We start from the raw sequence: 18,380 nt of genomic DNA, 5'->3' as shown, positions 1-18,380 counted from the left end.
CCACCTGCCCCGCCCCCTGCCCACCCCTTCTCCCCGCCGCGAGATGCCACTTGTGCGCGCGACACGCCGTGCGTGGCGTGCACAAGTGGCATCTCGCGGAGCCCGGGGAGGGAGGTCAGCCGAGGATGCGGCGGACGGCCTCGCGGACGACCGCGTCGTCGGCGGGCTCCTCGTCGAGGGCGCGGTGGATGGTCAGGCCCTCCATCAGCGCGTCGAGCATGCGCGCGGTCGTCGGGTCGACGTGGCGCTCGAGGGCGGCGCGGGAGCGGGCCATCCAGCTGCGGGTGATGCTGCGGTACTCGGGGCGGCGGGCGGCGAGCGTGTAGAGCTCGTGGGTGATCACGAGCTCGCGCCGGCTGCCGAAGATGTCGTGCAGGACGACGTCGACGACGGCCTCGCGCGCCTCGTCCGGGGTGCGGGCGTCCGTCATCCGGCGCAGGGTCTGCTCGGCGACGGAGTCGGCGAAGCGGGTGAACGCCTCGTGCAGCAGCTCGTCCATCCCGGCGAAGTGGTAGCTCATCGAGCCGAGCGGCACATCGGCGGCGGCGGCCACGCGGCGGTGCGAGGTGCCGGCGACCCCCTCCTCGGCGATGACGTCGAGGCAGGCGTCGATGATGCGGTCGCGCCGGTGCGGGTCGGTGCGGCGCGCGGCGCGCGGGCGCTCGGCGGTCCCGCTCACTCCGCGATGCTCCGGATCACGCGGGCCGGGTTGCCCACGGCGACGACGCCGGCGGGAATGTCGCGGGTGACCACGGCGCCCGCTCCGATCACGCTGTCGTCGCCGATGCTGACCCCGGGGCAGACGATCACGCCACCGCCCAGCCAGACGTTGTCGCCGATCGTGATCGGCAGCGCCGCCTCGAGCTTGTCGCGGCGCGGACCGGGCTCGACCGGGTGGGTGGGCGTCAGCAGCTGGACGTTCGGGCCGATCTGGCAGTCGGCGCCGATGGTGATCGCCGCGACGTCGAGGGCGGTGAGGTGGTAGTTGACGAAGGTGCGCGGGCCGATCGTGATGTTCTCGCCGTAGTCGACGAACAGCGGGGGCTTCACGAACGCGTCCTCGCCGAGCGAGCCGAGCAGCTCCTCCAGCAGGGGGCGCGCGGCGGCCTCGTCGGCGATCGCGGCGCGGTGGTAGGCATCGGCGAGCCGGACGGCGCGCTGCGCGAGACGGGTGCTCTCCGGGTCGTCGGCGATGTAGAGGTCTCCGGCGAGCATGCGCTCGCGGTTGGTGCGGTCGTCCCCGGCGAAGTAGTCCATGCGCACGATCGTACACACTGCGTGTACGTTCGTACGCATGTCCACCGCTCTCGCGCCGCCGTCCCTCGAGTCGCGCCGCGCCCGCCGCGCCGTCGCCGCGCTCTTCCTGACCAACGGCGCGCTCTTCGCGAACCTCGTCCCGCGCTACCCCGAGATCAAGGCCGACCTGGCGCTCGACAACGCGGCCTACGGAGTCGCGATCGCCGCGTTCCCCGCCGGAGCGATCGTCGCGGGGCTCGCGGCGGCCGTCGTGATCCGCAGGCTCGGCAGCGGCCGGGCCGCCGTGCTCGGCACGATCCTGACCGCGGTCGGCACCGTGCTCGCCGGGTTCTCGCCGTCGCTGCTGGTCTTCGCCGGCGCGCTCGCCTTCGCCGGCGCGACCGACGCGATCACGGACGTGGCGCAGAACACCCACGGGCTGCGGGTGCAGCGCCGCTACGGCCGCTCGATCATCAACTCCTTCCACGCGATCTGGTCGATCGGCGCGGTCCTCGGCGGATCGATGGCGGCCGGCGCGATCGCGCTCGGTCTGCCCCGTGCCCTCCACCTCGGCGTCTCGGGCGTGCTGTTCGCCGTCGTCTCGCTGATCGCGCTGCGGTTCCTGCTCCCGGGCCGCGACGACGAGACCGCGTCGGAGCAGGGCGCCGCTCCCCGCGAGCCCCGGGGCCGGATCAGCCCGCGCGTCGTGCTGGTGCTCGCGGCCCTGGTCGCGGTGGCGATCGCGGGCACGCTCGTCGAGGACGCCGCGTCCACCTGGGCGGCCGTGTACCTCGGCGGTCCGCTCGACGCGAGTGCGGCCGTGGCCGCGTACGGGTTCGTCGCGCTGGTCGGCGCGCAGTTCGTGGGGCGGATCCTCGGCGACCGGCTGGTCGACCGCTTCGGGCAGCGCGCGGTGGTGCGGGTCGGCGGGGCGATCGCAGCGATCGGGATGGGCGCGGCGCTCGCGTTCCCGTCCGTCCCCGGCACGATCCTCGGCTTCGCCGCGGCCGGCCTGGGGCTCGCGACCACCGTCCCCGCGGCGATGCACGAGGCCGACGAGCTCCCAGGGCTGCGGGCGGGCACGGGAGTGACGCTCGTCTCGTGGCTGATGCGGCTGGGCTTCCTGCTGTCGCCGCCGCTCGTCGGGCTGGTCGCCGACGGGGCCGGGCTGCGCGCCGGGCTGCTGGTGGTGCCGATCGCGGGAGTGACGGCGGTGCTGCTGGCCAGCGTCCTCGGCCGCCGTCGCGCGACGGGAGTCGCGGCGTGAGCGGGGTCGGCGCGATGCGCGGGGTCGCGGCGGTGCCCGGCGTCGCGGCGGTGCTCTGGGACATGGACGGCACGATCGTCGACTCGGAGCCGGCGTGGATCCGGGCGCAGGAGGTGCTCGCCGGCCGCTTCGGCCGCGAGTGGACGCGGGCCGACGCGCTCGCGCTGATCGGCAGCACGATGGAGCAGACGGTGCGGGCGCTGCAGGCCGCGGGGGTGGAGCTTCCCGACGCCGAGGTGGAGGCGGCCCTCGAGCGCGATGTGCTCGCGGAGATGCGCCGCGGCCTCCGCTGGCGGCCGGGTGCGCGGGAGCTGCTGCGCGACGTGCACCGCGCGGGCGTGCGGCAGGCGATCGTCACCACCTCCTCGCGGGTGATGGCGCAGGTGGTGGTCGACGCGCTCGCCGCGGAGGTGCCGCTCGCGGCCCTCGTGACCGGCGACGACGTGACGCGGGGCAAGCCGGATCCGGAGCCGTACCTGCTGGCCGCGGCGGCGCTCGGCGTGGACATCGCGCGCTGCGTCGCGATCGAGGACTCGCCGACGGGGCTCGCGGCGGCCGTCGCCTCCGGGGCCCGCGCGATCGGGGTGCCGCACGACGCCGAGCTCGCGCCCGGCGCGGACCGAACGCTCTGGCCGACGCTGGCCGGCCGCGGCGTCGCCGACCTCGAGGCGCTGCTGCGCTGAAGTGTCGGCGGTGGGGATCTCGATACGCCCGCTGTGCGGGCTACTCGATCAGCATGGAGTGGCCCGCGCCGCGAGCGTCGGTCAGCATGGAGGGGCCCGCGCCGCAAGCGTCGGTCAGCACGGGCAGGGAAGGTCCTGCGCCGCGCGTGATGGGGGTCTCCTCATGCTGGTCGAGTAGCGGGCCGCAGGCGCGCGTATCGAGACCCCCCCGTGGATGGAGTGCCGGAGTCTCGGCGGTGGGGGATCTCGATACGCCCGCTGCGCGGGCTACTCGATCAGCATGGGTCGGCCCGGGCCGGCGGGCCGCGCCGCCGGGGCTACGCCGTCAGGGCGACCGCCGTCCAGGAGACGGGGGGCAGCGTCAGCGTCAGCACGCCGTCGGCCAGGACGGCGTCGACGGGCTTGAGGCCCACGCGCTCCTGGTCGTCCTTCGTGTTCTTGGCGTAGACGTCCTCGTCGAAGATGCCGACCGCCTCCGCGACGGTCGAGACGCCGAGGCCGCTGACGTCGACGGTGACCTCGAGGGCCTCGGTCGTCGAGCGGTTCACCAGGAAGACCGAGGCGCGGCCGTCGTCGAGGGTGGCGACGGAGTCGACCAGCGGAGCGTCGCCGTGCCGCGCGGTGGAGTACGTGCCGACCTCGATCCGCGGCTTCAGCACCGAGCCGGAGGCCAGGCGCGCGGTCGTCGAGAACGGGAAGAACGTGGTCTGGCGCCACGCGGCTCCGCCCGGCTCGGTCATGATCGGCGCGATCACGTTGACCAGCTGCGCGAGCGACGCCGAGGTGACCCGGTCGGAGTTCTTCAGCAGCGTGATCATCAGGTTGCCGAGCACGACGGCGTCGGCCACCGAGTAGACGTCCTCGAGCAGGCGCGGGGCGTAGGCCCACTCGCGGGTGCTCTGGTCGCCCTCGGCGTCCGCCTTCTCCTTCTCGGTCCACTCCTGGAGGTACCAGACGTTCCACTCGTCGAAGGAGAGCTTGATGTCCTTGGTCTTGCGGAGCTTGTGCTTGACGTGGTCGACGGTCGCCGAGACGGTCGCGATGAAGAACTCCATCTCGACGGAGGAGGCGAGGAACGAGCCGAGGTCGCCGTCGTACTCCTGGTAGTACGCGTGGCAGGAGACGTACTCGACGTCGTCGTACGCGTGCTCGAGGACGACGCGCTCCCACTCGCCGAAGGTCGGCATCGACGAGCCGGAGGAGCCGCAGACCACGAGCTCGAGCGACGGGTCGGCGATCTTCAGCGCCTTGGCGGTGCGGGAGGCGAGCTTGCCGTAGTCGTCGGCGTTCATGTGGCCGACCTGCCACGGGCCGTCCATCTCGTTGCCGAGGCACCACATCCGGATGTCGTGCGGCTCCGGCGTGCCGTTGGCGATGCGCTGGTCGGCGAGGAAGGTGCCGGCCTTGCCGTTCGCGTACTCGAGCACGTCGAGGGCCTCGAGGACCCCGCGGGTGCCGAGGTTGACGGCGTACATGATCTCGCTGCCGGTCAGCTTCGCCCACTTGGCGAAGTCGTCCAGGCCGACCTCGTTGGTCTCGAGCGAGTGCCAGGCCAGGTCGCGGCGGCGCGGGCGGTTCTCGCGCGGGCCGACGCCGTCCTCCCAGCGGTAGCCGGAGACGAAGTTGCCGCCGGGGTAGCGCACGGTGGTCGAGCCGAGCTCCTTGACCAGCTCGACGACATCGAGGCGGAAGCCGTCCTCGTTCGCAGTCGGGTGCCCGGGCTCGTAGATGCCGTCGTAGACGCAGCGGCCGAGGTGCTCGACGAACGAGCCGAAGAGCCGGGGGTTCACGGGGGCGACGACCGCGGCCGGGTCGAGGGAGATGCGCGCGGTCGCGGCGGCGGTGCTGGCGGTGGCGTCGGTCATGCGGGGCCCTTCCGAGGCGTCGGCGGGCCCCGGCCGGGCCGGAGAGGGAGATCGTCGGCGATCGCCGCCCGCCGTTTCTAACGTTGTACACACGATGGTGCTGGCGTGCGAGGCCGGTGTCAAGCGGCCGCGCACGCCGGCCCGCACGCCCGGAGGCGGTGCGCTTCTCCGCCGCCGCCCAGTCGCGGTGTGCTCGACTGGGGGGCGTGAACGCCCCCGACGCCTGCTCCGCGCTCGCCGACCGCGTCGACGCCCTCGCTGCCGCCTCGCCCCGCCCTCGCGCCCTGATCTCCGCCACCGCGCGCGAGGTCGCCGGCATCCGCCCGTGGCCGCTGGGACTCGTCGATCTCGCCTCCGGCGGCAGCAACCGGATCCGCGGCCGCGGCTTCGAGGAGCCCTACGACGACGGCACGCGCGGCCAGGCCCGGCACTTCGCCGGGGTGGCCGGCGCCTCGCTGCACCTCGGCGGCCCGCTCGCGCACCTCCTGATGCGCACGATCGGCGGCGATCACCGCGGCAGCGCCGACGACCGGCTGACCGGGCGCGCGGTCGAGTGGAGCCGGCTGCTGCGCCGCGGCGAGCTGCCCGTGGCCGAGGCCGGCGACTGGATCCGGCGCGAGATCTGCGCCTGCGCCTGACCCGCGCCGCACCCGCTCGTCCCCGCCGCCGGCTCGCTTCCTCCGCCGGCTCGCCCTCCGCCGAGGCCCGCCCCCGTCAGCCCGCCGTCGACTCCCGCCCGATCAGCGTGAACGCCGCCTCGCGCAGCTCCGGCGGCCCGGTCCGCGTCCCCTCGATCCGCGCCTGCAGCAGCTCGACCGCGGTCCGCGCGATCTCGTCGCGGCCGGAGTCGATGCTGCTGAGACTGGGCGAGGAGTAGCGAGCCTCGTCGACGTCGTCGAAGCCGATCACCGCGACGTCCTCGGGCACCCGGACGCCCGCGTCCTGCAGCGCCCGCAGCGCGCCGAGGGCGAGGGTGTCGTTGAGCGCGAACACCGCGTCGAAGGCGAGCCCGGACTCGAGCAGGCGCCGCATCGCCTCCGCGCCGCCCGAGCGCCGCCACGGCCCGGCGCCGCCGATCAGCCGCGGGTCGAAGGGGATCCCGGCGTCCGCGAGCGCCGCGCGGTAGCCCTCGAGGCGCAGCGACGCCGAGCCGACCCCGCCGCCCTCGTGCGCGCCGAGCGCGAGGATGCGACGGCGGCCCGCGGCGATCAGGTGCGCGGTCGCGGCGCGGGCGGCGGCGACGTTCTGCATCGTGACGTGGTCGGTGCGGTCCGAGAAGATCCGCTCGCCGAGCAGGACCAGCGGGAAGTCGACGTCCAGCGCGTCCTCGTCGCCGCCGCCGAGGCCGAGCGGACTGAAGAGCAGGCCGTCGGTGAGCCGGCGCCGCTCCCCGGTGAGCACCGTGCGCTCGCGCTCGGCGTCGCCCCCGGTCTGCTCGATCAGGACCGTCAGGCCGAGCGGATCCGCGGCCCGCATCACGCTGTCGGCGAGCTCGGCGAAGTACGGCAGGCTCAGCTCGGGCAGCGCCAGCCCGATCACGCCGGTGCGGCCGCGGCGCAGGCTCCGCGCGGCGAGGTTCGGGCGGTAGCCGAGCGCGGTGATCGCGGCCTGCACGCGCTCGCGGGTGGCGGGGCGCACGTGCGGGTAGTCGTGGATGACGTTGGAGACCGTCTTGATCGAGACCTCGGCGGCGCGGGCGACGTCGTGCAGCGTGACCGCCATGTCCCCTCCTCCGCTCGCTGGGCTCACCGTACAACGGGGGCGGCCGAGCGACCTGGCGCGGGATCGCGCGGAGCCCGCCGGGTAGGCTCCGCGGGTGACACGCACCCGACTGGTCCTGCTCGACGTCGACGGCACGCTCCTGGACGAGGGCGTGATCGCCCCGTCGGTGCCGGAGGCGATCACCGGCGCCCGCCGGAACGGCCACCTCGTCCTCGTCGCGACCGGCCGCTCGCGCCCCGAGATCCCGCAGCAGGTGCTCGACCTCGGCTTCGACGGGGTCGTCTCGGCGGCCGGCGGCTTCGTCGAGCTCGACGGCGTCCTACTCGAGTCGCGCACGATGCCGCCCGAGGACGTCGAGGCGATCGCCGGATTCCTCGAGGCGCACCGGATCGCCTACTCGCTGCAGTCGTTCGACGACGTCTTCACCAGCGGGGGAGTGGGCGGCGGCTACGGCACCGTGCCGACGGAGGGCATCGCGAAGGCGACCTTCTTCGGCGACCACCCCGGCACCTTCGCCCTCGTCCGCGACGGCCTCGGCGAGCGCTTCCACGTGATCACCGGCACGATCCCCTCCCTCGGCGACGCGGGCGGCGAGGTCAGCGTCCGCGGCGTCGACAAGGGGTCGGCGCTCCTCCGCCTGGCCGAGCGGCTCGGTCACCCGGTCGCCGACACGATCGCGATCGGCGACAGCTCCAACGACGTCGAGATGCTCGCGGCCGCGGGCCTCGGCATCGCGATGGGGAACGCCTCCGCCGCGGCCCTCGCCGCCGCCGACGAGGTCACCGCGTCCGTCCGCGAGGACGGCGTCCGGGAGGCGTTCCGGCGGCACGGCCTGATCTGACGCCGACCGTGCCGCGCGGCCGATCAGGTGTACCAGGTCGGCTCGGGCACCTCGTTCAGCAGCGTGTAGACGCCGACCTCTCGGCGCTTGTACGGCAGCGGGTCGTGCAGCGAGTGCGTCCGCAGATTGCGCCAGTGCAGGTCGAGCCCGACCGAGCTCGAGGACGCGCGGGCGCCGGTCAGCTCGAAGACGCGGGTCGCGGCGGCCAGGCCGTCCTCGACGATGCGCGCCTTCGCGGCCGCGATCCGCACGGCGATCTCGCCGCGGCGGCGCGGGGTCAGCTCCTCGCGCGGGGCGTGCAGCGCGGCGGAGAGGGCGGCGCCGGTCGCGTCGATCAGCGCCTCGTCGGCCCAGAGCCGCGACTGCAGATCGCCGTAGCCCTCGAGGATGTACCACTCCTCGCTCGCCCGGGCCTTGTCGTCGCCGCCGTAGGGCCACGCGCGGGTGGACTCGCGCGTGTACTGCGCCGCCCGCTCGAGGGCGCCCTGCGCGATGCCGAGGTAGAACTCGGCGAACACCTGCTGGATCGTCGGCACGTTGAGGGTGTTGTACACGAGCGGCTGGAAGACCCGGTCGACGAAGCCGGCGGCCGCGGCCCACGGCACCCGGACGTCGCGGATCTCGACCGAGCCGGACTCGGTCAGGCGCTGCCCCAGGCTGTCCCAGTCGCGGCCGAAGACGATGCCGTCCTGCGCGGTCGGCACGATCGCGAAGACGTGGGTGTCGGTCCCCTCGAGCACGCCCTCGAGCACGGTCAGATCGCTGACCACTCCGCCGGTCGAGAACGACTTGCGGCCGCGGAAGACCAGCTCGTCGCCCTCCTCGCGGATCGACAGGTCCGAGTCGCGCGGGTTCACCGCGCCGCCGTAGAGCAGGTTCCCCTCGGTCGCCTGCCGCTCGACCGCCGCGATCTGCTCGTCCGTGGCGACCAGGCGCGCGGCCCAGGCCCAGAGGTAGTGGTAGCCGAGCAGCTGGCCGATCGAGCCGTCGGCGCGCGCGACGGTGCGGACCACGCGGAGGGCGACGGCCCACTCCTGGCCGCCGCCGCCGTGCTCGAGCGGGCCGAGCAGGGTGACGAGGCCGGCGCTCTTGAGGAGGGCCACCTCGGCGAGGGGGGCGGCGCCGGCGCGGTCGCGCTCGAGCGCGTCGACGGCGAGGACGGCGCCGACCTCCTCGGCGCGGGCGATCCACTCGGCGGGGGTGGCGGGCCGCGGGGCGTCGGCCCAGCGGTCGGGGGCGGACGGGCCTGCGCTGTCCGTCCGGCCTGCGCTGTCGGTCCGGTCCTGGCGGAGCGTCGGGGTCGATGCGGTGCTGGTCACGGTGGGTCCTCTCGATCGGATGATCTCGGTCGCCGCGCTGGTCGCGGGGCGTGCGGCGACTGTGGCAGCGGGGAGTGCTGCCGCGGGGGAATGCGACGACCTGTGACCGCTCGTGACGCCGCGAGACAGAGGGAGGAGGCGCGCACCGCCGTCGATTTTGACAATCGTTATCAATAGTCGCTAGCGTGTCCTCATCCCGACCGTCCCGCTCCTGACCCAGATCGGCTCACCCGTGAAGACCCGCTCCCTCGCCCTCGTCGCACTGCTCGGCAGCACTGCGCTCGCCCTCTCGGCGTGCTCCGGCACGGCCTCCTCGTCCGGCGCCTCCGCCGAGGACGGCGGGAAGGTCGCGGTCGTCGCGTCGACCGACGTCTACGGCGATCTGGTCCGCAGCATCGGCGGCGACCTGGTCGAGGTCACGAGCATCATCGACAGCCCCGACAAGGACCCGCACGAGTACGAGGCCACGGCGCGCGACCAGCTCGCCCTCTCGAACGCGGCCCTCGTGATCGAGAACGGCGGCGGCTACGACGCGTTCGTCGACACGATGATCGACGCGTCCGGCTCCACCGCCCCCGTCATCACGGCCACCGTCGTCGCCGGGCTCGAGGAGGAGCACGACCACGCGGAGGAGTCCGCCGGGGCCGAGTCCGAGGAGGCCGGCCACGACGAGGAGGGCCACGAGCACGCCGCGTACAACGAGCACGTCTGGTACGACCTCGCCGCCGTCCGCGAGATGGTCACCGCCATCGCCGACGAGCTGTCCGCGATCGACGCGGACGACGCGGCGACCTACGAGGAGAACGCCGCGACGCTCGGCGCCTCCCTCGACGGCCTGATCGACCGCGAGGCCGAGCTGAAGGGCACCCTCGGCGGCCGCTCGATCGCCATCACCGAGCCCGTTCCGCTCTACCTGACCGAGGCGCTCGGGCTCGTCAACGCGACTCCGGAGGAGTTCAGCGAGGCGGTCGAGGAGGGCACCGACGTCCCCGCGACCACGCTGCAGGAGACGCTCGCCCTCTTCTCCGACGGCACCGTCGACGCGCTCGTCTTCAACGAGCAGACCGAGAGCTCGCAGACCCAGGCCGTGCTCGACGCGGCGGAGGCGGCCGGCGTTCCGACGGTCGGCGTCACCGAGACGCTGCCCGAGGGCGACGACTACGTCACCTGGATGACCGCGAACCTCGACGCCCTCGAGGGAGCCCTCTCGTCGTGACCCGAGCCTCCTCGACCGCGCCCGCCTCCTCGGAGGCGGGCCTTTCGGCGTCCGTGCTGCAGCTGCGCGGCGCCGGTCTGCGCTTCGGCGACCGCGAGCTGTGGAGCGGCGTCGACCTCGACGTCCAGGCCGGCGAGTTCGTCGCGGTGCTCGGCGCCAACGGGTCTGGCAAGACCAGCCTGCTCCGCGCCGTCCTCGGGCAGCAGCCGCTCAGCACCGGCGAGCTGCGCGTGCTCGGCGAGCCCGTGCACCGCGGCAACCGCCGCATCGGCTACATCCCCCAGCAGAAGCTGGCGGACGAGGGCACACCGCTGCGCGCCCGCGACCTGATCGGCCTCGGCATCGACGGCCACCGCTTCGGCCTGCCCCTGCCCTCGCGCTCGCGCCGCGCGCAGGTCGACGCCCTGCTCGCCTCGGTCGGCGCGACCGACTACGCCGACGCGCCCATCGGCAGTCTCTCCGGCGGTGAGCAGCAGCGCGTCCGGGTGGGTCAGGCCCTCGCCGGCGACCCGGCCCTGCTGCTCTGCGACGAGCCCCTGATCGCCCTCGACCTCGCGCACCAGCGCGCGGTGAGCGAGCTGATCGACCGGCACCGGCGCGAGCGGCACCTCGGCGTCCTCTTCGTCACGCACGACGTGAATCCGGTGCTCGGGATGGTCGACCGGGTGCTCTACCTGGCCGGCGGCCGCTTCCGCATCGGCACCCCCGACGAGGTGCTGCGCTCCGAGGTGCTCAGCGAGCTCTACGACGCGCCGGTCGACGTGATCCGCGCCCGCGGACGCGTCATCGTGGTCGGCGCCCCCGACCACTCGCACGTGCACGAGCACGAGGAGGAGCGCGCATGACCGACGACGTCTGGTCGCAGATCTTCGACTTCTCCGACTACGGCGCGCTGCTCGCGCTGCTGCTGAACTCCGTCATCGCGGGCGCCGTCCTCGGCGTCGTCGGCGGGCTGATCGGCGTCTTCGTGATGTCGCGCGACATGGCCTTCGCGGTGCACGGGATCAGCGAGCTGTCCTTCGCGGGCGCCTCCGCCGGGCTGCTGCTGGGCGTGGGCGTCGTGCAGGGCTCGATCGTCGGCTCGCTGGTCGCGGCCCTCCTGATCGGGCTGCTGGGCTCGCGGGCCCGCGATCGCAACTCGATCATCGCCGTGCTGATGCCCTTCGGCCTCGGCCTCGGGATCCTCTGCCTCGCCCTGTACCCCGGGCGGAGCGCGAACAAGTTCGGCCTGCTCACCGGGCAGATCGTGGCCGTGGACGACCCGCAGCTCGGCTGGCTGATCGCCATCTCGGTCGTCGTCGTGATCGGTCTCGCGCTGATCTGGCGCCCGCTGACCTTCGCGAGCGTGGACGCCGACGTGGCGGCCGCCCGCGGCATCCCGACCCGGGCGCTCTCGATCGCGTTCATGCTGCTGCTCGGCCTCGCGGTGGCCGTCTCGGTGCAGATCGTCGGCTCGCTGCTCGTGCTCGCGATCCTGGTGACCCCTGCGGCCGCGGCGCTGCGGATCTCGGCGTCGCCGGTGCTCGTGCCGCTGCTCAGCGTGCTCTTCGCCGTCGGCGCGCTGGTCGGCGGGATCCTGCTCGCCCTCGGCGGCTCCGTCCCGATCAGTCCTTACGTGACGACGATCTCGTTCACGATCTACGTCGTCTGCCGGATCATCGGCCGAAAGGGCGTGCGCCGGTCCTCGCGCCGGCGCTCACCGGCCGCGGTCGGGGCGGGGGTATAGCGTGGCGCGGGTCGTGAAACGGGAAGGCGGACCGGTGGTCAAGCGGAACACGTGGCAGCGCGAGGCCGTGCGCGAGGCGCTCACTCAGCGCGAGGACTTCGTCAGCGCGCAGGGCCTGCACAGCGCCCTGCACGCGTCCGGCTCGCCGATCGGGCTGGCGACGGTCTACCGCGCCCTGTCCGACCTCGCCGTCGAGGGCGAGGCCGACTCGCTGCAGTCGCCCGAGGGCGAGAGCCTCTACCGCGCCTGCACCCCGGGCACGCACCACCACCACCTGATCTGCCGGCGCTGCGGGCTGACGGTCGAGATCGCGGCGGACGCGGTCGAGACCTGGGCGCGCACGGTCGCGGCGCAGAACGGCTTCACCGATGCGCACCACGTGGTGGACGTCTTCGGGCTCTGCGCGGAGTGCACCCGGGCGGTCGCCGCGGCGGAGTGACGCGGGCCCCCGGGCCGCGGGCTCAGGCCGGCAGGAAGATCCCGGCCGCCCTGTCCTTCACGACGGCGCCGGCCGGCAGCACCCGTCCGCTCATCGCGAGGTAGACGCCCGGCGGCAGCAGCTGCACCGCGGCCACGGCCGCACCGAGGTTGAAGGCGGCGTCACTGTCGCGCATCCGCGCGGGCTGCATCGCGCCGGTCAGCACGACGACCCGGTCGCGGACGGCGCCGAGCGCCTCGGCCGTCAGCGTCATCGTGTCGGTGCCGTGGGTCACCACGATGCGGTCCTCCTCTGCCGAGAGCACGCGCTCGCGGATCAGCGCGCGGTCGGCGTCGTCGAGGTCGAGACTGTCCTTCCGCAGGACCTCCTCGACGCGGAACTCGAGCGTCGACAGCACGGGCTCGAGCAGGCGCGGGATCGTCGGCGCGCCGATCTCGAGCTCGCCCGCGAGCGAGTACTCCTTGTCGATGGTTCCGCCGGTGGTGAGGACGAGGATGCTGTCTGACACGCGAACAGACTAGGCCGGGCCTCCGACACGGCACGTTCGTGCGGTTCCGGCGGCCGCGGGTGCTCCGGCGCGATCGATCGGGAACGATGGACGCATGTCCTCCTCCACTCCGTCCCTCCTCCGCACCGGCGCCAAGGTCCTCCTCGGCTCCGCCCTCGTCTTCGCCGGCGTCAGCCACCTGACCCGCGCGCGCGAGGAGTTCCAGGCGCAGGTTCCGGAGTGGGTGCCGCTGGACAAGGACACCGTCGTGCTCGCGTCGGGCGTGGTCGAGATCGGCCTGGGAGCGTCGCTGGTGCTCGCCCGCCGCCGGGCGCCGCTGGTCGGAGCGGCCGCCGCCGCGTTCTTCACCGCGATCTTCCCCGGCAACATCTCGCAGTACGTCACGAGGACCAGCGCGTTCGGCCTCGACACCGACCGCAAGCGCGCCGTCCGGCTGGTCTTCCAGCCGCTGCTGGTGGCCTGGGCGCTCTGGTCGACCCGCCGCCCGCAGCGCTGAGCGGCGCTGCTCGCGCACGGACATCAGCGGAGAGCACGACTCATCGCCGAGGAGCGATGAGCAGCCCTCTCAGCTGATGCTCTGCACGCCGTCCGGCTCCAGCAGCGGCGCGAGCAGCTCCTCGATCGCCCGCCGCGCCCCCGCGGGGTCGCCCGCGGCGATCGACTCGACCAGCAGCGCGTGCTCGCGCTCGTGCCGGTCCTCGTCGCCGACGACGTCGTCCTGCAGCACCGTCTCGAACAGCCCGGTCAGCCCGTCGTAGAGCTCGAGGAAGAGGGCGTTGTGGGTCGCCGCGACGACCGCGCGGTGCAGCCCCGTGTCGGTCGCGGTCCGCTCGGCGAGGTCGCCGCCCGTCCACGAGCGGCCGCGGGCGGCGAGCAGCGCCCGCAGCGTCTCGACGTCCTCCGGCGTCCGCCGCTCGGCGGCCAGCGCCGCGGTCGCGCCGTCGATCGCGAAGCGCAGCTCGAGGCCGTCGCGCCGCTCGGCGGTGGGCAGCCGGCGCCGGAGCGACGTGGTGAGCTGCGAGCGCGCGGTCACGAAGGTGCCGCGCCCCTGCTCCCGCCGCACCAGCCCCGACTGCACGAGCGTCTGCACGGCCTCGCGGACGGAGTTCCGCCCCGCGCCGCTCCAGCGCACGAGCTCCGGCTCCGTCGGGATCCGCGCGCCGAGTGCCCAGCGGCCGGAGCGGATCTCCTCGTGGAAGAGGGCGGTGACGTGGTCGATCACGCTCTCGCGGCGGAAGGGCGCGAGGGGCTCGGGAGCGGACGGGCCGGGCGGGACGGGGCCGGCTGCGTTCGGGCCGGGTGCGCTCGAAGCCGATGCGCCCGCGTCGGCATCGGTCGCGCTAGGCTCGGCGGGATTCATCCCATCATCCTACCGAGGGCAGACCGTCATGACCGCCACCGTCGTCACTCCGCAGAGGACCGCGCTCCTCGCTCTCGCGGCGATCGTGATGACGGCGCTCAACCTCCGGACGGCCGTCACCGGCTTCAGCCCGCTGCTCGAGACGATCGGCGCCGACCTCTCCTTCGGCCCGACGCTCTACGGCGCGTTCGGCACCATCGTCACCGCGTCGTTCGCCGTCTTCGGAGTGGTCGCCGCGGCGGCCTCCCGCCGCTTCGGCCTCGAGCGCACCCTCGCCGTCGCGACGCTGGTGACCACGGCGGGCATCCTGCTCCGCGCGCTCAGCCCGAGCCCGCTCGCGCTGGTGCTCGCGTCCGTCGTCGCGTTCGCCGGAGTGGGGACCTCGAACGTCCTGATCGTGCCGATCGTGAAGCGCTACTTCGCCGACCGGCTGAAGGCGATCAGCTCGCTCTACCTCGCGCTGCTCCAGGCCGGTCAGTTCGTCGCTCCGCTCATCGCCGTCCCGCTCGCCTCCGCCATCGACTGGCGCTTCGCCGTCGGCGTCTGGGCCGCGCTCACCGCGATCGCCTGCCTGCTCTGGACGGCGCTCGCCCGCCGCGGCGAGGCCGGCGCCGCCGCGGCCGCCGCTCCCGTCCGGCTGGCCGGCGTCTGGCGCACCCGCCTGCTCTGGGCGATGGTGCTGATGCTCGGGATGACGGCCCTCAACACCTACGCGATCATCACCTGGCTGCCGACGATCCTCGTCGACGCGGGCGCGGATCCGGCGCAGGGCGGCGCGCTGCTCGCCCTCTTCTCGATCTTCGGACTCGGCGCGGCCTTCGTCGTCCCACCGCTCACCCTGGGGATGCGGAACCCGTCGATCGTGGTGGTGGTCTGCGTCGCGCTGCTGGCGGTCGGCTACGTCGGCCTGCTCGTCGCGCCGCTGACCGGCGCCGTGGCCTGGGTGGTCTGCCTCGGCCTAGGCGTCAGCACCTTCCCGATGACGCTCACCCTCGTCAACGCGCGGACCCGCAGCACGGCCGGCTCCTCGGTCCTCTCCGGAGCGACGCAGGGTCTCGGCTACGCGCTGGCCTGCGCCGGGCCGCTGCTGATCGGCCTGCTCTACGAGGCGCAGGGGAGCTGGACCGGCTCCTACGTCCTGCTGCTCGCGAGCCTCGTGGTGCTGCTGGTCAGCGGGATCGCGGCGAGTCGTCCCCGGTTCCTCGAGGACGAGGCGTCGGCGCGCTGACGTCCTCGAGGCTCAGTGCCGCCACCACGCGGCCGAGCCCGAAGCGCCAGGCGCTCTCGACATCGCCGCCGAGGGTGAAGGCGCCGTTGATCTCCATGCCGATGAAGCCGGTGGCCCAGGCGGTGAGGGTCCGCGCGGCCTCGAGCGCGTGCTCCTCGCCCGCGAGCCGGGCGGTGGCGCGGAGGACGGAGGCGCTCGCCGCGTCGCGGAACTCCTGCCGGGCCACCGGGGTCCCGGGGGCGGGCGCCATCACCAGGAGGAAGGCGGCCGGCCGCTCGCGGCCGAACGCGCGGAAGGCGTCGGCGAGCTCCTCCGCCGTGGTGAGCGGCTCGACCCTCGCGGCGAGCTCGCCCAGCGCCGCCTCGGCCACCAGTCGCACGAGCGGGTCGCGGCCCTCGACGCGCTTGTAGAGGGAGGGGGCGCGCACCCCGACGCGCTGCGCGACGGCCTGCATCGTCACGCCGGCGAGGCCCTCCTCCTCGAGGATCTCGGCGGCGGCGCGGACGATCGCCTCGAGGGTGGTGCGCTCGGGAGTGGGCATGCCCCCACTATAGCTATTGACAGTAGCCATGATGGCTATGTACCGTAGCCATCATGGAACTCGGTCCCCACCTCCGCCGCCTCGGCTCCGACATCGTCGCCGCCTACCTCGTCCACACCCCCGAGGGCGTGACCCTCATCGACGCCGGGCTGCCCCGCCTCTGGCCCGAGCTGCTCGCCGAGCTGGCGGCGATCGGCCGCTCGCTCGACGACGTGAAGGGCGTCGTCCTCACCCACGGCGACTCCGACCACATCGGCTTCGCCGAGCGGCTGCGGCGCGAGCACGGCGTGCCCGTCTTCGTGCACGAGGCCGACGCGGACCGCGCGAAGGGCGGGAAGAAGCCCTCGAACCGGACACCGTCGATGCGGCTGGGCCCGCTCGTCGGCTTCCTCGGCTACTTCCTGCGGAAGGGCGGGGCGCGCGTGCCCCCGCTGACCGAGGTCGTGACGGTGCAGGACGGCGAGAGGCTCGATCTGCCGGGCGCCCCGCGGATCATCGGGCTGCCCGGGCACTCCGCCGGCAGCATCGCGGTGCACGTGCCGATCGCGGACGCGGTGTTCGTCGGCGACGGCCTCACGACCAGGCACGTGCTGACGGGGGCGACGGGGCCGGCTCCCGCGCCGTTCACCGATGAGCCGGAGCAGGCGATCGCCTCGCTGCAGCGCCTGCTGCCGACCGGCGCCACCTGGGTGCTGCCCGGCCACGGGGCGCCGTGGAGCGGGGGAGTGGCGGCGGCGGTCGCGGCGGCGACCCGCGCCTAGCGGCCCGCCGCGAAGGAGCCGCCCGCGTATCTCGATACGCCCGCTCCGCGGGCTACTCGATCACCATGGACGAGGTCGCCTCCATGCTGGTCGAGTAGCCCCGCAGGGGCGTATCGAGACCGCCCACCGCAGGAACGCCGGTCTCCGTCTCCGCGCGCTAGGCCGCCGGCACCAGATCCCAGCGCGCCGTCAGCAGCTCGAGCCCCTTGTCGAAGGTGGCGGACCAGGCGGTCGCGTCGTGCGCGCTGTCCGGGACCTCGAGGTAGGTGGTGTCCATCCCGGCGGCCTCCGCGGCGGCGTGCAGGGTCTGCACTCCGGAGAGGAACGAGGTGTCGTTCGCGCCGACTCCGAACACCGCGAACGAGTCCGTGTACGGCGCGTTCCTCGCGAGGATCGCCGCGGGCTTGGCCGCCTCGTAGGCCGCCGCGTCGCCGCCGAAGCCCTGCTGGATCGTCGTCGCGTCGTCGCCGAGCGTCGGGGCGAGCTCGCCGGACGCGTCGATGATGTTGCCGAAGAGCTGCGGATAGCCGGCGCCGAGCTGGATCGCGCAGGTGCCGCCCTGCGAGAGGCCGCCGATCGCCCAGTGCTGCGCATCGCCGAGGACGGGCAGGTTCGCGCGGATCCAGTTCGGCACGTCGACGGTGAGATAGGTCGCGGACTTCCCGAGCGGGGAGTCGATGCACATCGGGTTGGCCGTCGGGTCGCCGAGCTGATCGGGCGACACCACGATCGGCGCGAGGCCCGCGTGCGCGGCGGCGTACGTGTCGAGCGTCTGCTGCAGGTGCTCCACCGCGAGCGGGTCCGACGGCGAGCCGGGCTGGCCGCTCAGCATCACCATCACGGGCAGCAGCGGTGGGTCCGCGGTCTGCGCGGCCGGCGGGAGGTAGACGACGGCGTCGCGGGCGGGGAACCCCGACTGCGTGGCGGGGATCGTCACGGTCGAGACGCTGCCCGCGGTCGGCATCCCGGCCGGGGCGGTCCAGGTCTCGAGGGAGGCGTGCTCGCCGGCGGGCGTCGCGATCGGACCGGCCAGCGTCGGGTACGCGCTGATCCCCAGCAGCTCGCGCACGGTCGGGTACTGGCCGAAGTCGATGTTGACCGTCATCGCAGCGGTCGTGAGCACGAGGACGCCGACGAGCGCCGAGGCGAGCGCCCGCCTCGCGCGCCGATGGGCGAGGGCGTGCACGAGGGCGACCAGGGCGACGCCGAGTCCGCCGAGGCCGAGCCCGACCCAGACGCGCGTGACGGGGGTGAAGTCGACGCCGAAGGGGCCGCCGGTGCCGCCGATCAGGCCGGCGAGCAGCCAGCCGACCAGCAGGCCGAGGAGCAGGACGCCGGCCGCGAGCACCAGGCGCCGACGGCGGCCGCGGGGCGCGGAGCGGGCGAAGGCGAGGATCAGCGCGAGGAGGGCGAGCACCGCGACCGCGTAGACGGCCACCACCGCCGGACCGGAGACGAGGCTGAGCCCGAGCAGTGCGTTCATGGGTCGTTCCGGTCGTCGAGGGGCGGTGGCGCGGGGGCGCGGCGGCGTCAGTCTGGCCCCGGCGTCTGGATGCGGTCTGGACGATCTCTGGACGGATCGAGAGGTGTGGGACTCCTCCCCAGGGGCGTGTCGGTCGATGCTTCCACCGACCGGGCGCAACCCCGCGCGGCGCGCCTCCCGAGCGG

Annotated in this window: 20 protein-coding genes; 11 read left to right on the top strand and 9 right to left on the bottom strand. The window is 74.1% G+C overall.

Features of this window, described 5'->3' with window-relative positions:
• Positions 1-115: 115 nt before the first annotated feature.
• Complete coding sequence (locus HQQ82_RS11665; protein ID WP_173233332.1) at positions 116-679, bottom strand: TetR family transcriptional regulator; 564 nt, start codon at positions 677-679, stop codon at positions 116-118.
• Complete coding sequence (locus HQQ82_RS11660) at positions 676-1,263, bottom strand: sugar O-acetyltransferase (RefSeq protein WP_173233846.1); 588 nt, start codon at positions 1,261-1,263, stop codon at positions 676-678. Before HQQ82_RS11660 ends, HQQ82_RS11665 begins: the two co-directional genes overlap by 4 nt.
• Before the next feature lie 31 nt (positions 1,264-1,294).
• Between HQQ82_RS11660 and HQQ82_RS11655 the strand changes: the two genes are divergently transcribed.
• Together HQQ82_RS11655 and HQQ82_RS11650 are read left to right on the top strand one after the other, a co-directional pair.
• Positions 1,295-2,503 (top strand): MFS transporter, encoded by a 1,209-nt coding sequence (locus HQQ82_RS11655; RefSeq protein WP_173233330.1) that lies wholly within the window; start codon positions 1,295-1,297, stop codon positions 2,501-2,503.
• Positions 2,500-3,186 (top strand): HAD family hydrolase, encoded by a 687-nt coding sequence (locus HQQ82_RS11650; protein WP_367947928.1) that lies wholly within the window; start codon positions 2,500-2,502, stop codon positions 3,184-3,186. The genes HQQ82_RS11655 and HQQ82_RS11650 overlap by 4 nt, the downstream gene beginning before the upstream one ends.
• A gap of 317 nt (positions 3,187-3,503) precedes the next feature.
• On the opposite strand, the gene HQQ82_RS11645 is transcribed toward HQQ82_RS11650, so the two are convergent.
• On the bottom strand, positions 3,504-5,051 hold the full coding sequence (locus HQQ82_RS11645; RefSeq protein ID WP_173233328.1) for an alpha-N-arabinofuranosidase: 1,548 nt from the start codon (positions 5,049-5,051) through the stop codon (positions 3,504-3,506).
• 206 nt (positions 5,052-5,257) lie between these two features.
• Between HQQ82_RS11645 and HQQ82_RS11640 the strand changes: the two genes are divergently transcribed.
• A complete protein-coding gene (locus HQQ82_RS11640; RefSeq protein ID WP_173233327.1) occupies positions 5,258-5,689 on the top strand; it encodes a hypothetical protein in 432 nt (143 codons plus the stop codon).
• 76 nt (positions 5,690-5,765) lie between these two features.
• Here the strand turns inward: HQQ82_RS11640 and HQQ82_RS11635 are convergent, their stop codons facing one another.
• Positions 5,766-6,773 (bottom strand): LacI family DNA-binding transcriptional regulator, encoded by a 1,008-nt coding sequence (locus HQQ82_RS11635; protein WP_173233325.1) that lies wholly within the window; start codon positions 6,771-6,773, stop codon positions 5,766-5,768.
• Positions 6,774-6,867: 94 nt separating this feature from the next.
• Here HQQ82_RS11635 and HQQ82_RS11630 point away from each other — a divergent pair, with 94 nt between their 5' ends.
• Entirely contained in the window at positions 6,868-7,614 is a 747-nt protein-coding gene (locus tag HQQ82_RS11630) for an HAD family hydrolase (protein ID WP_173233323.1), read from the top strand.
• A 23-nt stretch (positions 7,615-7,637) separates the two neighbouring features.
• Here the strand turns inward: HQQ82_RS11630 and HQQ82_RS11625 are convergent, their stop codons facing one another.
• Positions 7,638-8,933, bottom strand: coding sequence for a monooxygenase (locus HQQ82_RS11625; RefSeq protein WP_173233321.1), 1,296 nt, complete (start codon positions 8,931-8,933; stop codon positions 7,638-7,640).
• 232 nt (positions 8,934-9,165) lie between these two features.
• Between HQQ82_RS11625 and HQQ82_RS11620 the strand changes: the two genes are divergently transcribed.
• From HQQ82_RS11620 to HQQ82_RS11605, 4 genes are read left to right on the top strand one after another with little or no spacing between them, the layout of a single operon-like run.
• Entirely contained in the window at positions 9,166-10,149 is a 984-nt protein-coding gene (locus HQQ82_RS11620; protein ID WP_367947929.1) for a metal ABC transporter substrate-binding protein, read from the top strand.
• Positions 10,146-10,994, top strand: a complete 849-nt coding sequence (locus tag HQQ82_RS11615; protein ID WP_173233319.1) for an ABC transporter ATP-binding protein — start codon at positions 10,146-10,148, stop codon at positions 10,992-10,994. The genes HQQ82_RS11620 and HQQ82_RS11615 overlap by 4 nt, the downstream gene beginning before the upstream one ends.
• On the top strand, positions 10,991-11,875 hold the full coding sequence (locus HQQ82_RS11610; protein WP_173233317.1) for a metal ABC transporter permease: 885 nt from the start codon (positions 10,991-10,993) through the stop codon (positions 11,873-11,875). The genes HQQ82_RS11615 and HQQ82_RS11610 overlap by 4 nt, the downstream gene beginning before the upstream one ends.
• Positions 11,876-11,909: 34 nt before the next feature.
• The gene (locus HQQ82_RS11605) at positions 11,910-12,314 is read left to right on the top strand and encodes a Fur family transcriptional regulator (protein ID WP_160091201.1); all 405 of its coding nucleotides are present in this window, start codon (positions 11,910-11,912) and stop codon (positions 12,312-12,314) included.
• Positions 12,315-12,336: 22 nt separating this feature from the next.
• On the opposite strand, the gene HQQ82_RS11600 is transcribed toward HQQ82_RS11605, so the two are convergent.
• Positions 12,337-12,822 carry an asparaginase domain-containing protein gene (locus HQQ82_RS11600; protein ID WP_173233316.1) on the bottom strand — a complete coding sequence of 162 codons (486 nt, stop codon included), beginning with the start codon at positions 12,820-12,822 and terminating at the stop codon, positions 12,337-12,339.
• Positions 12,823-12,916: 94 nt separating this feature from the next.
• On the opposite strand from HQQ82_RS11600, the gene HQQ82_RS11595 reads away from it, so the two are divergent.
• Complete coding sequence (locus HQQ82_RS11595) at positions 12,917-13,318, top strand: hypothetical protein (RefSeq protein WP_173233314.1); 402 nt, start codon at positions 12,917-12,919, stop codon at positions 13,316-13,318.
• A gap of 69 nt (positions 13,319-13,387) precedes the next feature.
• Here the strand turns inward: HQQ82_RS11595 and HQQ82_RS11590 are convergent, their stop codons facing one another.
• Complete coding sequence (locus HQQ82_RS11590; protein ID WP_173233312.1) at positions 13,388-14,182, bottom strand: FadR/GntR family transcriptional regulator; 795 nt, start codon at positions 14,180-14,182, stop codon at positions 13,388-13,390.
• Positions 14,183-14,210: 28 nt separating this feature from the next.
• Between HQQ82_RS11590 and HQQ82_RS11585 the strand changes: the two genes are divergently transcribed.
• Positions 14,211-15,410, top strand: a complete 1,200-nt coding sequence (locus tag HQQ82_RS11585; protein WP_173233310.1) for an MFS transporter — start codon at positions 14,211-14,213, stop codon at positions 15,408-15,410.
• Here HQQ82_RS11585 and HQQ82_RS11580 read toward each other — a convergent pair.
• Complete coding sequence (locus tag HQQ82_RS11580; RefSeq protein WP_173233309.1) at positions 15,352-15,951, bottom strand: TetR/AcrR family transcriptional regulator; 600 nt, start codon at positions 15,949-15,951, stop codon at positions 15,352-15,354. The genes HQQ82_RS11585 and HQQ82_RS11580 overlap by 59 nt on opposite strands.
• Before the next feature lie 53 nt (positions 15,952-16,004).
• On the opposite strand from HQQ82_RS11580, the gene HQQ82_RS11575 reads away from it, so the two are divergent.
• The gene (locus HQQ82_RS11575; RefSeq protein WP_173233307.1) at positions 16,005-16,712 is read left to right on the top strand and encodes an MBL fold metallo-hydrolase; all 708 of its coding nucleotides are present in this window, start codon (positions 16,005-16,007) and stop codon (positions 16,710-16,712) included.
• A gap of 157 nt (positions 16,713-16,869) precedes the next feature.
• Here HQQ82_RS11575 and HQQ82_RS11570 read toward each other — a convergent pair whose 3' ends face one another.
• Positions 16,870-18,195, bottom strand: coding sequence for an esterase family protein (locus HQQ82_RS11570; RefSeq protein WP_173233305.1), 1,326 nt, complete (start codon positions 18,193-18,195; stop codon positions 16,870-16,872).
• Positions 18,196-18,380: the final 185 nt, after the last annotated feature.

It is taken from the genome of Rathayibacter sp. VKM Ac-2856 (genome assembly GCF_013205055.1).
In the GTDB taxonomy this organism is placed as follows: domain Bacteria; phylum Actinomycetota; class Actinomycetes; order Actinomycetales; family Microbacteriaceae; genus Rathayibacter.
Note: the sequence above shows the minus strand (reverse complement) of the source record. Positions and strands in the feature narration are given on the sequence as shown.